Annotated in this window: 10 protein-coding genes; all 10 read left to right on the top strand. The window is 68.7% G+C overall.

Features of this window, described 5'->3' with window-relative positions:
• Positions 1-53: 53 nt before the first annotated feature.
• Positions 54-1,358, top strand: a complete 1,305-nt coding sequence (locus WDLP6_RS16360) for an MFS transporter (RefSeq protein ID WP_162593191.1) — start codon at positions 54-56, stop codon at positions 1,356-1,358.
• Positions 1,355-3,820 carry a nitrite reductase large subunit NirB gene (nirB, locus tag WDLP6_RS16365; RefSeq protein WP_162593192.1) on the top strand — a complete coding sequence of 822 codons (2,466 nt, stop codon included), beginning with the start codon at positions 1,355-1,357 and terminating at the stop codon, positions 3,818-3,820. The genes WDLP6_RS16360 and nirB overlap by 4 nt, the downstream gene beginning before the upstream one ends.
• 13 nt (positions 3,821-3,833) lie before the next feature.
• Positions 3,834-4,232 (top strand): nitrite reductase small subunit NirD, encoded by a 399-nt coding sequence (gene nirD, locus WDLP6_RS16370; RefSeq protein ID WP_162593193.1) that lies wholly within the window; start codon positions 3,834-3,836, stop codon positions 4,230-4,232.
• 13 nt (positions 4,233-4,245) lie between these two features.
• A complete protein-coding gene (locus WDLP6_RS16375; RefSeq protein ID WP_162593194.1) occupies positions 4,246-7,107 on the top strand; it encodes a nitrate reductase in 2,862 nt (953 codons plus the stop codon).
• 101 nt (positions 7,108-7,208) lie between these two features.
• Positions 7,209-8,132, top strand: a complete 924-nt coding sequence (ybiB, locus tag WDLP6_RS16380) for a DNA-binding protein YbiB (RefSeq protein ID WP_162593195.1) — start codon at positions 7,209-7,211, stop codon at positions 8,130-8,132.
• Positions 8,129-8,917 carry a uroporphyrinogen-III C-methyltransferase gene (gene cobA / locus WDLP6_RS16385; protein WP_162593196.1) on the top strand — a complete coding sequence of 263 codons (789 nt, stop codon included), beginning with the start codon at positions 8,129-8,131 and terminating at the stop codon, positions 8,915-8,917. The genes ybiB and cobA overlap by 4 nt, the downstream gene beginning before the upstream one ends.
• A gap of 165 nt (positions 8,918-9,082) precedes the next feature.
• Entirely contained in the window at positions 9,083-10,213 is a 1,131-nt protein-coding gene (locus WDLP6_RS16390; RefSeq protein WP_162593197.1) for a sterol desaturase family protein, read from the top strand.
• Between the two features lie 31 nt (positions 10,214-10,244).
• On the top strand, positions 10,245-11,447 hold the full coding sequence (locus WDLP6_RS16395; protein ID WP_162593198.1) for an NAD(P)/FAD-dependent oxidoreductase: 1,203 nt from the start codon (positions 10,245-10,247) through the stop codon (positions 11,445-11,447).
• 233 nt (positions 11,448-11,680) lie between these two features.
• Positions 11,681-11,893 carry a 30S ribosomal protein S21 gene (rpsU, locus tag WDLP6_RS16400; RefSeq protein WP_007833691.1) on the top strand — a complete coding sequence of 71 codons (213 nt, stop codon included), beginning with the start codon at positions 11,681-11,683 and terminating at the stop codon, positions 11,891-11,893.
• A gap of 99 nt (positions 11,894-11,992) precedes the next feature.
• Entirely contained in the window at positions 11,993-12,442 is a 450-nt protein-coding gene (locus WDLP6_RS16405; RefSeq protein WP_162593199.1) for a GatB/YqeY domain-containing protein, read from the top strand.
• Positions 12,443-12,444 lie beyond the last annotated feature (2 nt).

Consider the following 12,444-nt stretch of genomic DNA (forward strand, 5'->3'; position numbering starts at 1 on the left):
TCCGACGACACGGCCCGCCAACGGCCGCGCCGCGGCATTTCGCATCGAATGCCATGTCCAGATTCAAGACCTTCCTGCATGCCGGCCACGGGCCGACGCTGTTCTCGGCCTTCCTGTACTTCACGTTCTCGTGCTGCATCTGGGTGCTCAACGGCGCCATGGCGCCGTTCATCGGCGAGAGCTTCCATCTCTCGCCGGCGCAGAAGGGGCTGATGCTGTCGGTGCCGATCATCGCCGGCGCGCTGATGCGCTTTCCGCTCGGCATCCTGTCGCAGTACATCGGCCGCAAGAACGCGACGCTGGTCGAGATGGGGATGATCGCCATCGCGATGCTGTACGGCTTCTTCATGGTGCACAGCTTCAACGACCTGCTCGCGATGGGCGTGCTGCTGGGCATCGCGGGCGCGAGCTTCGGCGTCGCGATGTCGCTCGGCTCGGGCTGGTTCCCGGCGCAGCACAAGGGCCTCGCGATGGGTCTGGTGGGCGCCGGCAATGTCGGCACCGCGGTGTCGGTGCTGGTGGCGCCGCCGCTGGCGCAATGGCTGGGCTGGCAGAGCGTGTACGGCATCGCCGCGGCCGCGATCCTGATCCCGATGGTCGTCATGGTCGTGTTCGCCAAGGAGCCGCCCGATGTCGACAGCCACGCCAGCCTGCGCGCGCATGTCGCCTGCCTGTTCGAGAAGGACGGCTGGGCCTTCAGCCTGATCTACGGCATCACCTTCGGCGGCTTCATCGGCCTCACCACCTTCCTGCCTTCCTACTACTACGACCAGTTCGGCGTGAGCAAGGTGCAGGCCGGCGAGCTGACCATGCTGGCCGCGTTCATGGGTGCCGCGGTGCGGGTGGCCGGCGGATGGATCTCCGACCGCTGGGGCGGCGTCAACACGCTGACGCTGGTGCTGGTGGTGGTGGCCGCGGGGCTCGCGCTGGTCGGCGCCTCCTCGGCCTCGCTCGCGCTCACCACGCTGCTGCTGATCGTGTGCTTCGCCGCGCTCGGCGCGGGCAACGGTGCGCTGTTCCAGCTGGTGCCGCTGCGCTGGCCCGCGAGCACCGCGGTGGCCGGCTCGATGATCGGCGAGATCGGCGCGCTCGGCGGCGGCCTGGTGCCCAACGCGATGGGCCTGTCGAAGCAGTACATGGGCAGCTACCTCTGGGGCTTCGTCTTCTTCGCCGCGCTGGCGCTGGTGATGCTGGGCGTCATGCGCGTGATGCAGACGCGCTGGACCCGCACCTGGGCCGGCAAGGGCGGCCTGGCCCGAGTCGCCGTGCATGCGGCACCGGCGCGGCATCGCAACGCCGGCGCATCGCTCAGTCCCGATCTCCGTCTGCTCGATTCCATGAAAGGTCCCACGCCATGAAGAAACTGAAACTCGTGATGGTCGGCAACGGCATGGCCGGCGTGCGCACGCTCGAAGAGCTGCTGAAGATCGAGCCCGATCTCTACGACATCACCGTCTTCGGCGCCGAGCCGCATCCCAACTACAACCGCATCCTGCTGTCGCCGGTGCTGGCCGGCGAGCAGACGGTCGACGAGATCGTGCTCAACACGCGCGAGTGGTATGCCGACCACCGCATCACGCTGCACACCGGCAAGAAGGTGGTCGAGGTCGACCGCGTGCGGCGCATCGTGCGCGCCGAGGACGGCACCGAGGCCGCCTACGACCGCCTCTTGCTGTGCACCGGCTCCAATCCCTTCATGCTGCCGGTGCCGGGCAAGGAGCTGAAGGGCGTGATCGCCTACCGCGACATCGCCGACACCGACTACATGATCGAGACCGCGCGCACCCACAAGAACGCGGTGGTGATCGGCGGCGGCCTGCTGGGCCTGGAGGCGGCCAACGGCCTGATGCTGCGCGGCATGAAGGTGACGGTGGTGCACGTCATGCCCTGGCTGATGGAGCGCCAGCTCGACGACGTCGCCGGCAAGCTGCTGCAGAAGTCGCTGGAGGACCGTGGCCTGAACTTCCTGATCGGCGCACAGACGCAGGAACTGGTCGGCAACGAGGCCGGCCGCGTCACCGCCATCCGCTTCAAGGACGGCACCGAGGTCGCGGCCGACCTGGTGGTGATGGCCGTCGGCATCCGACCCAACACCGAGCTGGCCGAGAAGATGCGCCTGCACGTCCACCGCGGCATCGTCGTCACCGACACCATGCAGACGGTGACCGACGCGCGCATCTACTCGGTCGGCGAATGCGCGGCGCACCGCGGCATCGCCTATGGCCTGGTCGCGCCGCTGTTCGAGCAGGCCAAGGTGGCGGCCAACCACCTGGCGCAGTTCGGCATCGGCCGCTACCTCGGCTCGCTGACCTCGACCAAACTCAAGGTCACCGGCATCGACCTGTTCTCGGCCGGCGAATTCATGGGCGGCGAAGGCACCGAGGAAATCGTCATGAGCGACCCGGTCGGCGGCGTCTACAAGAAGCTGGTGATCAAGGACGACAAGCTGGTCGGCGCCTGCCTCTACGGCGACACCGTCGACGGCAGTTGGTACTTCAAGCTGCTGCGCGACGGCCGCAGCGTGCAGGACATCCGCGACAAGCTGATGTTCGGCGAATCCAACATCGGCGACACCGGCCACGAGGGCCACAGCAAGGCTGCGTCGATGGCCGACGAGGCCGAGGTCTGCGGCTGCAACGGCGTGACCAAAGGCACCATCTGCAAGGCGATCAAGGACCGCGGCCTGTTCACGCTCGACGAGGTCAGGAAGCACACCAAGGCCAGCGCATCGTGCGGCTCGTGCACCGGGCTGGTCGAGCAGATCCTGATGTTCACGGCCGGCGGCGACTACTCGGCGACGCCGAAGAAGAAGGCCGTCTGCGCCTGCACCGACTTCAGCCACCAGGACGTGCGCGACGCGATCCGCAAGGCGCACTACCTCACGCACGAAGCGCTCTACCACGGCCTCGGCTGGCGCACGCCCAATGGCTGCGCGACCTGCCGCCCGGCCGTCAACTACTACCTGATCAGCACCTGGCCGAAGGAGGCGAAGGACGATCCGCAGAGCCGCTTCGTCAACGAGCGCAGCCACGCCAACATCCAGAAGGACGGCACCTATTCGGTGATCCCGCGCATGTGGGGCGGCCACACCACGCCCGACGAGCTGCGACGCATCGCGGACGCGGCCGACAAGTACAAGATCCCGACCGTCAAGATCACCGGCGGCCAGCGCATCGACCTGCTGGGCGTGAAGAAGGAAGACCTGGAGAACGTCTGGAAGGACATCGGCATGCCCTCGGGCTTCGCGTACGCCAAGTCGCTGCGCACGGTGAAGACCTGCGTCGGCAGCGAGTGGTGCCGCTTCGGCACGCAGGACTCGACGCAGATGGGCAAGGACCTCGAACGCGCGCTGTGGGCGATGTACTCGCCGCACAAGGTCAAACTCGCGGTCTCGGGCTGCCCGCGCAACTGCGCCGAGGCCGGCATCAAGGACGTCGGCGTGATCGGCGTCGACTCGGGCTGGGAGATCTATGTCGGCGGCAACGGCGGCATCAAGACCGAGGTCGCGCAGTTCCTGGTCAAGGTGAAGACTTCCGAGGAAGTGATGCAGTACGCGGGAGCCTTCCTGCAGCTCTACCGCGAAGAAGGCTGGTACCTCGAGCGCACGGTGCACTACATCGGCCGTGTCGGACTGGACTACGTGAAGAAGAAGATCCTCGAGGACGCCGAAGGCCGCCAGGCGCTGTGGGAGCGGCTGCAGTTCGCGCTCGACGGCGAGCCCGATCCGTGGTTCGCATCGAGCCAGGCCTCGGTCGACGTGCGGCAGTTCACGCCCGTTGCCGTGGTGCCGGCCGCCGAACGCACCGCGCAGCCGGCCTGAAAGGAAGACATCCATGAGCGAATGGAAAGTGATCTGCCGCGTCGACGATATTCCCGTGCTCGGCGCGCGGCGCGTGGCACGGCCCGTGGGCGTGGACGTGGCGGTGTTCCGCAATGCCGAGGACCAGGTCTTCGCGCTGCTCGACCGCTGCCCGCACAAGGGCGGCCCCCTGAGCCAGGGCATCGTGTTCGGCACCAGCGTGGCCTGCCCGCTGCACAACTGGGCCGTCGGGCTCGACGATGGCTGCGCGAAATCGCCGGACGAAGGCTGCACGCCGCGCTTCGCGGTGAAGGTGGTCGAGGGTGTGGTGCATCTCGATGCCGAGGAGATCGCCACGCATGCGACCGATCTCGAACGCCCCGTGGCCGGACCGAAGCGCGTCCTGTCCCCTCTCCCTCTGGGAGAGGGCTAGGGTGAGGGCAGCGATGCTTCCACTGGCAACGCCGTTTGCCCTCACCCCCACCCTCTCCCAGAGGGAGAGGGAGAAAAGCGAAACGCGCTCGACCTGCCCTTACTGTGGCGTGGGTTGCGGCGTGATCATCGAGGCCGAAGGCACGCAGATCACCGGTGTGCGCGGCGACCCCGACCATCCGGCCAACTTCGGCCGCCTCTGCACCAAGGGCTCGACGCTGCACCTCACCGCGAGCGCGGCGATCACGCGCCAGACGCGCCTGCTTCAGCCCCTGCGCCGCATCACGCGCCGCGCCACGCCCGAAGCCATCGGCTGGGACGCTGCGCTCGACCTCGCCGCCGACAAATTCGCCCAGGTGATCCGCGACCATGGCCCCGACGCGGTGGGCTTCTATGTCTCGGGCCAACTGCTCACCGAGGATTACTACGTCTTCAACAAGCTGGCCAAGGGCCTGGTCGGCACCAACAACATCGACACCAACTCGCGCCTGTGCATGAGCAGCGCGGTGGCCGGCTACAAGAAGACGCTGGGCGCCGATGCACCGCCGGCCTGCTACGACGACCTGAAGCATGCCGAGTGCCTGTTCATCGTCGGCAGCAACACGGCCTGGGCACACCCGATCCTGTACCGGCGCATCGAGGACGCGAAGGCCGCCAACCCGGCCTTGAAGATCATCGTCGCCGACCCGCGCCGCACCGACACCTGCGAGATCGCCGACCTGCATCTTGCGCTGCAGCCGGGCACCGACGTGATGCTGTTCAACGGCATGCTGCACCTGATGCTGTGGGAAGGCTGGACCGACACGCGCTACATCGCGGCGCACACCAGCGGCTTCGATGCGCTCAAGGCCACCGTGCGCGACTGCACGCCCGACCGCGTGGCCGAGGTCTGCGGCATTGCCAAGGACGATCTGCTGCAGGCCGCGCGCCTGTTCGCCACCTCGGCCGCGACGCTGAGCCTCTACTGCCAGGGCCTGAATCAATCGTCCTCGGGCACGGCCAAGAATGCCGCGCTGATCAACCTGCACCTGGCCACCGCGCAGATCGGCAAGCCCGGCGCCGGCCCCTTCTCGCTGACCGGCCAGCCCAATGCGATGGGCGGGCGCGAAGTGGGCGGACTGGCCAACCTGCTGTCGGCGCATCGCGATCTCGCGAACCCGCAGCACCGCGCCGAGGTCGCGGCGCTGTGGGGCGTGCCCGAGGTGCCCTTCAAGCCCGGCAAGACCGCGGTCGAGATGTTCCAGGCCGCCGCCGACGGCGAGATCCGCGCGCTCTGGATCGCCTGCACCAACCCGGCGCAATCGATGCCCGACCAGGGCACCGTGCGGCGTGCACTCGAGCGCTGCGAGTTCGTCGTCGTGCAGGAAGCCTTCTCGACCCCCGCCACCTGCGACTTCGCCGACCTGCTGCTGCCGGCCAGCACCTGGGGCGAAAAGCAAGGCACTGTCACCAACAGCGAGCGCCGCATCTCGCGCGTGCGTCCCGCGGTGCCGGCGCCAGGCGAAGCGCGCGACGACTGGGCCATTGGCGTGGCTTTCGCGCGCCGCCTCGAAAGCCGGCTCGGGCGCACGGCCGCGCTGTTCCCGTATGCCAGCGCCGAATCGGTCTGGAACGAACACCGCGAGTCGACGCGCGGGCGCGACCTCGACATCACCGGCATGAGCTACGCGATGCTCGAAGCCGCGCCGCAGCAATGGCCGCTGCGCGAAGGCGAAGCCACAGGCCGCGAGCGCCTCTACGAAGACGGCGTGTTCTCGACGCCCGATGGCCGCGCCCGCTTCGCCGACACGCCCTACGCACCGGTCGCGGAAGCCCGCGAGGCGCGCTATCCCTTCTCGCTCAACACCGGACGATTGCGCGACCAGTGGCACGGCATGAGCCGCACCGGCACGCTCGGCCGCCTGTTCGGCCATGCAGCCGAGCCGACGGTGCAGTTGCATCCGCAGGACATGGCGCGCCGTCAGCTGGCCGAAGGCGATCTGGTGCACGTGACCTCGCGCCGCGGCTCGATCGTGCTGCCCGTCGCGGCCAGCACCGAGCTCGGCCTGAGCCAGGCCTTCATCGCGATGCACTGGGGCGGCGAATACCTGAGCGGCTGCTCCAGCACCGGCGAGCGCCTCGCCGGCGTGAACGCGCTCACCACCTCGCGCTTCTGCCCCGATTCGAAACAGCCCGAGCTCAAGCACGCGGCCGTGAAGGTTCTCAAGGCCGAACTGCCCTGGTCGCTGCTCGCCGCGGCCTGGCTGCCGCAGGAGGCGTCGCTTCACGTCGCCGCCGCGCTGCGTGCGCTGATGCCCTCCTTTCCCTTCGCCAGCTGCGTGCCCTTCGGCGCCGGCGGCTCGCTGGCGGGCGGCGAGCCGGAGCGTGCGGGCATCCTCTTTCGGGCGGCGGCGTACGAGGTACCGCCCGACGCGGTCATGACGCAGATCGAGCGCCTGCTCGCGCTCGGCGGTCCCGACGCGCTGCGCTATGTCGATGCCCGGCGCGGGCAGCGGCGCACGGTGCGTTTGGTGCGCGAGGGTGCGGAGGCGCGGCTCGACGGCTTCCTGCTCGGCGGCGACACCAGTGCCGAAGCCTGGATCAAGACGCTGCTGCAGGACCGCCTGCCCGCGCAGGCCTACGGCCGCCAATTGCTGCGGCCCGGCGCCGCAGCGCCCGCCGGCGTGGCAACCCGCGGCAAGATCGTCTGCGGTTGCTTCGGCGTCACGCAGACCGCGATCGCCGGCAAGCTCGCGGCCGTCGCGGGCTCGGCCGACGAACGCCTCGCCGCGCTGCAGGGTGCGCTGAAGTGCGGCACCAACTGCGGCTCCTGCCTGCCCGAACTCAAGCGCATGGTGCGCGCGGGGGCCGCGTCGGCACTCGCGCCAGTGTCATGAGGACACGCGCCAGGCGCTCCCTGCCGACAGCCCTTGCCGCGCGCAGGGGCATAAGGCGCCCCTCTTTGCGGCATAAGCCATGCAGGACAATTCGCGAACCCATGGGAATCAGCCAGTACATCAAGGAAATCGGCCGCGGCGCACGCGGCGCCAGGCCGCTCGACCGCGCGCAGGCGGCCGACCTGTTCGGCCAGGTGCTCGACGGCACGGTGACCGATCTCGAGATCGGCGCCTTCTGCCTGGCGATGCGCATCAAGGGCGAGACGCCCGAGGAGCTGGCCGGCTTCCTGGACGCGACGCATGCGCGGCTCGCCCTCTTTCCCGCCACGGGCCAGCCGCTGATCGTGCTGCCCAGCTACAACGGCGCGCGCAGGCTGCCGGTGCTCACGCCGCTGCTGGCGCTGCTGCTGGCGCGCGAAGGCCTGCCGGTGCTGGTGCACGGCGCGGCCACCGAATCGACCCGCGTGCTGGCCTCCGGCGTGCTGGCCGCGCTCGACCTGCCGCCGTTGACCGCCATTCGCGCCATTGCCGACGGCGAGGCCGTGTTCGCGCCGACCGAGCTGCTCAGCCCGGGCCTCAAGCGCCTGCTCGACGTGCGCCGCGTGGTCGGCCTGCGCAACCCGGGCCACAGCGTGGTCAAGCTGATGCAGCCGAGCCAGGGCCCTTGCGTGGTGATCGGCAGCTACACGCACCCCGAGTACGCGCAATCGATGGCCGCGACCTTCGAGCTGCTGGGCATGAACGCCCTGCTCTCGCGCGGTCTCGAAGGCGAGAGCGTGGCCGACCCGCGCCGTACCGCGCAGGTCGATGGTTTCGTGCGCGGACGGCGCATCGCGCTGCAGGCGCAACAACCCGGCACGCTGGCCGAGGTGCCCGGCCTTCCGATTGACATCGACATCCGGACCACGGCCGGCTACACACGCCGCGTGCTGGCCGGCGAAGCGGCCGTGCCGCAGGCGATCGCGCAGCAGGTGGCGCAGATCGTGCAACTGGCGCAGCGCGCACAACAAGCGGAGCCTTCATGAATCCACTTCCCCATCACGGCAGTTGCACGCTCGTCGGCGCCGGACCCGGCGACCCGGAATTGCTCACGGTCAAGGCTGTCAAGGCCATCCAGGCGGCGACGGTGCTGCTGGTCGACGACCTCGTCGGCGACGGCGTCCTGGCCTATGCGCGCCCCGGCGCGCGCATCGTCCACGTGGGCAAGCGCGGCGGCTGCAAGAGCACGCCGCAGGCCTTCATCGAGCGGCTCATGATCACCGCGGTGCAGGAGGGCGAGACGGTCGTGCGCCTCAAGGGCGGCGACCCATTCATCTTCGGCCGCGGCGGCGAGGAGGTCGAGCATCTGCGCGAGGCCGGCATCGAAGTGCAGGTCGTCAACGGCATCACGGCCGGGCTGGCCGCCATCACCTCGCTGGGCGTGCCGCTCACGCACCGCGACCATGCGCAGGGCGTGGTGTTCGTCACCGGCCATGCCAAGACCGGCCACGCCGCCGCCGAGCATCCGACCGACTGGCGCCAGCTGGCCGCGACGGCGCGCGATGCGCGGCTCACGCTGGTGATCTACATGGGCGTCTCGGGCGCGGCCCACATCCAGGACGAACTGCTGCACGGCCTGCCGGGCGAGACGCCGGTGGCGGTGATCCAGCACGCGAGCCTGCCGCAGCAGCGGCACATCGCGACCACGCTCGACCGGCTGCGCGAGGACATCGCCGCGGCCGGGCTGGCGAGTCCGGCCGTGATCGTGGTCGGCGACGTGCTGCGCGGTCTGGCAGCGGCCGGTGTACCTGTCACGCGTTTCGGCACATAAAAAGCACACCCCCAGGCTTGCCCACTTCGTGTGGCCGCCCACCCCCTTGCAGGGGGCAACACCTGCGGCCCGGCGAAGCCGGTTCCGCGGCGTTCCTGGAAACGGCCCCGACGAGTCCGCGGGCGCCTAGAATTCCGCGCACTCGAACCACGGGCGGAGGACGGGATGCTGGAGCTCGACAAACTCAATGAATTCACCGAAAGCCACGGCGAACTGCAGCGCGGGCGCGGCCTGGTCACAGGCACCATCGCGCTCGCGCTGGGCATCCTGTGCTTTCTGGGCGTGCTGGCCTTCCACTTCCCGCAGTACCTGACCACACCCGAGCTGCGGCGCAGCTACAACGTCGACGTGATGCGCTATCTGCTGCTGGGCGCGATGGTGATCTCGGGCGGCCTCTCGCTGGTCAACATCGTCTTCGACCGTTCGCGCTGGCTGTCGTCCTTCGCCTTCCTGCTGGTGGCACTGTCGGCGCTGCTCGGCGGCCACAAGGTGCCGGTCAGCGACTTCGCGGACAACACGCCCTACATCGGCCTGGACTGGTTCATCCTCGACCTGCTGGGCTCGTCGCTGATCTTCATCTTCATCGAGAAGCTGTTCGCGCACCGCAAGGACCAGCCGGTGTTCCGTGCCGAGTGGCAGACCGATTTCCATCACTTCGTCGTCAACCACATGATCGTCGGCTTCGTGCTGCTGGCGACCAACCTGCTGGTGCACAAGCTCTTCGGCTGGGCCGCCAACGACGGCATCCGCGGCTGGGTGGCGGGCCTGCCCTTCTGGGCCGGCGTGCTCTTGATCATCGGGGTGGCCGACTTCGTGCAGTACTGGACACACCGCGCCTACCACGAGGTGCCGCTGCTGTGGCGCCTGCATGCGGTGCACCACAGCGTGAAGAGCATGGACTGGATGGCCGGCTCGCGCCAGCACATCCTCGAGCTGCTGATCACGCGCACGCTGGTGCTGGCGCCGATCTACGTGCTCGGCTTCAGCAAGGAAGTGATCGATGCCTACATCGTGGTGGTCGGCTTCCAGGCGGTGTTCAACCACTGCAACGTGAGCGTGCGGCTCGGCCCGCTGCGCTACCTGATCGTGACGCCGAATTTCCACCACTGGCACCACAGCCAGGACGACGAGGCGATCGACCGCAACTACGCTGCGCACTATGCGTTTCTCGACTATCTCTTCGGAACCGCCGTCAAGAGCACGCGCCTGTGGCCCGAGCACTACGGCGTGGTCGGCGACTATGTGCCGAACGGCTTCTTCAAGCAGCTGAAGTTCCCGTTCGTGTGGAAGGGATGACGGCGCGGCGCATGCACATGGGCCAGCGGCGTTGAGTTCGTTCGACGCCGTCGTCGTCGGCGCGGGCGCCGCAGGCCTGTTCTGCGCCGCCGTGGCCGGCCAGCGCGGCCTGAAGGTGCTGCTGCTCGACCACGGCGAGCGCATCGCCGAGAAGATCCGCATCTCGGGCGGCGGCCGCGCCAACTTCACCAACCGCGACCTCGACGTGCGCGCGCCGCAGCGCCACTTCATCGGCGACAACCCGAACTTCTGCCGCTCGGCGCTGTCGCGCTACACGCCGCAGCAGTTCATCGCGCTGGTCGAGCGCCACGGCATCGCCTTTCACGAGAAGCACAAGGGCCAGCTGTTCTGCGACGGCCCTTCGCAGCAGATCATCGACATGCTGCTGGCCGAGTGCGCCAGCGGCAGCGTCGCGCACTGGCAGCCCTGCGGCGTGCGCGACATCGCCTTCTCGGACGAAGGCGGCTACCGGATCGACACCGATCGCGGCGAAGTCCGTACGCCCAAGCTGGTGATCGCCACCGGCGGGCTGTCGATCCCGCAGATCGGCGCCAGCGACTTCGGCTACCGCATCGCGGCGCAATTCGGGCTGCGCGTGGTCACGCCGCGCCCGGCCCTCGTGCCGCTGACCTTCGGCGGCGAAGGCTGGGCGCCCTACGCAGGACTGGCCGGCCTCGCGCTGCCGGTGCAGATCGAGACCGGCAGCCGGAAGGAGCGCATGGCCTTCGTCGAAGACCTGCTCTTCACCCATCGCGGCCTGTCGGGCCCCGCGGTGTTGCAGATCTCGAGCTACTGGCGGCCGGGCATGCCGCTCACGATCGACTTCGCGCCCGGCGTGGAGGTCGCGTCCGCGCTGGCCGAGGCCAAGCGCCTGTCGCGCAAGCGCATTGCCAACGAGCTCGCCGCGCTGGTGCCGTCGCGGCTCGCCGATGCCTGGGTCGGCCAGGACAGCGCGCTGCAACGGCCCATCAACGAAGCCGCCGACCGCGCCCTCCACGCGCTGGCCGAGCGCATCGCGCGCTGGCAGATCACGCCCAGCGGCACCGAGGGCTACCGCAAGGCCGAAGTCACCGCCGGCGGCATCGACACCCGCGAGCTCTCGTCGCAGACCATGGAATCGAAACAGCCCGGCCTCTGCTTCATCGGCGAGGTGGTCGACGTCACCGGCTGGCTCGGCGGCTACAACTTCCAGTGGGCCTGGGCCAGCGCGCATGCCTGCGCCACGGCCCTCTGAGCGCACCTTGCCCCCCTCTCTTTTCCAGAGATACTGCGGATCCGGCTTTGCCGGTCCGCCGGTATCGCCCCCTCGAAGGGGGTGGGCGGCTATGCGTAGCGAGCAAGCCTGGGGGTGGTATATAATTTTTGGCTAACTTTGGCCTCCCCTCAACGGCCACACATGCTTTCAGTTGAGGAACCCGGCCCGGGGCCCGATCTTCCCCAGGCCAAATTCAACCCAACGATTTTTAAATGACCACCATCCGCGTTAAAGAAAACGAGCCTTTCGACGTCGCACTGCGCCGCTTCAAGCGCACCATCGAAAAGCTCGGCCTGCTGACCGACCTGCGCGCCCGCGAGTTCTACGAAAAGCCGACCGCCGAGCGCAAGCGCAAGAAGGCCGCAGCCGTCAAGCGCCATTACAAGCGCGTGCGCAGCATGCAGCTTCCCAAGAAGCTGTACTGAGCATCCGCTGCGCTGGCCCGAGGCCAGCGCCCGGTTCGCAAGCCGCGCCAGGGACACCTGTCGCGGCTTTTCTCTTTTGTCGACCGAAGGAAATCCACCATGAGCCTCAAGGACCAGATCACCGAAGACATGAAGACCGCGATGCGCGCCAAGGACGCCGAGCGCCTGGGCACCATCCGCCTGCTGCTCGCGGCCCTCAAGCAGAAGGAAGTCGACGAGCGCATCGTGCTCGACGACGCGATGGTGGTGGCCATCGTCGACAAGCTGGTCAAGCAGCGCAAGGATTCGGTCGCCGCATTCACCCAGGGCGGCCGCATCGACCTGGCCGACAAGGAAGCCGCCGAGATCAAGGTGCTGGAGGTCTACCTGCCCCAGCGCATGAGCGCCGACGAGATCGCGACCGAGGTCAAGGCGATCGTGGCCGAGCTCGGCGCCAAGGGCCCGGGCGACATGGGCAAGGTGATGGGCGCGGTCAAGACGCGCCTGGCCGGCAAGGCCGACATGGGCCTGGTCAGCAGCGCCGTGAAGGCTGCTCTTTCGGGCGCCTGACC

It is taken from the genome of Variovorax sp. PBL-E5 (assembly GCF_901827185.1).
Taxonomy (GTDB): Bacteria; Pseudomonadota; Gammaproteobacteria; order Burkholderiales; family Burkholderiaceae_C; genus Variovorax.

What these genes read in the sequence shown, in the direction of transcription:
- WDLP6_RS16360 (WP_162593191.1), top strand. Translation starts at nt 54, where the DNA reads ATGTCCAGATTCAAGACCTTCCTGCATGCCGGCCACGGGCCGACGCTG.
- nirB (WP_162593192.1), top strand. Translation starts at nt 1,355, where the DNA reads ATGAAGAAACTGAAACTCGTGATGGTCGGCAACGGCATGGCCGGCGTG.
- nirD (WP_162593193.1), top strand. Translation starts at nt 3,834, where the DNA reads ATGAGCGAATGGAAAGTGATCTGCCGCGTCGACGATATTCCCGTGCTC.
- WDLP6_RS16375 (WP_162593194.1), top strand. Translation starts at nt 4,246, where the DNA reads ATGCTTCCACTGGCAACGCCGTTTGCCCTCACCCCCACCCTCTCCCAG.
- ybiB (WP_162593195.1), top strand. Translation starts at nt 7,209, where the DNA reads ATGGGAATCAGCCAGTACATCAAGGAAATCGGCCGCGGCGCACGCGGC.
- cobA (WP_162593196.1), top strand. Translation starts at nt 8,129, where the DNA reads ATGAATCCACTTCCCCATCACGGCAGTTGCACGCTCGTCGGCGCCGGA.
- WDLP6_RS16390 (WP_162593197.1), top strand. Translation starts at nt 9,083, where the DNA reads ATGCTGGAGCTCGACAAACTCAATGAATTCACCGAAAGCCACGGCGAA.
- rpsU (WP_007833691.1), top strand. Translation starts at nt 11,681, where the DNA reads ATGACCACCATCCGCGTTAAAGAAAACGAGCCTTTCGACGTCGCACTG.
- WDLP6_RS16405 (WP_162593199.1), top strand. Translation starts at nt 11,993, where the DNA reads ATGAGCCTCAAGGACCAGATCACCGAAGACATGAAGACCGCGATGCGC.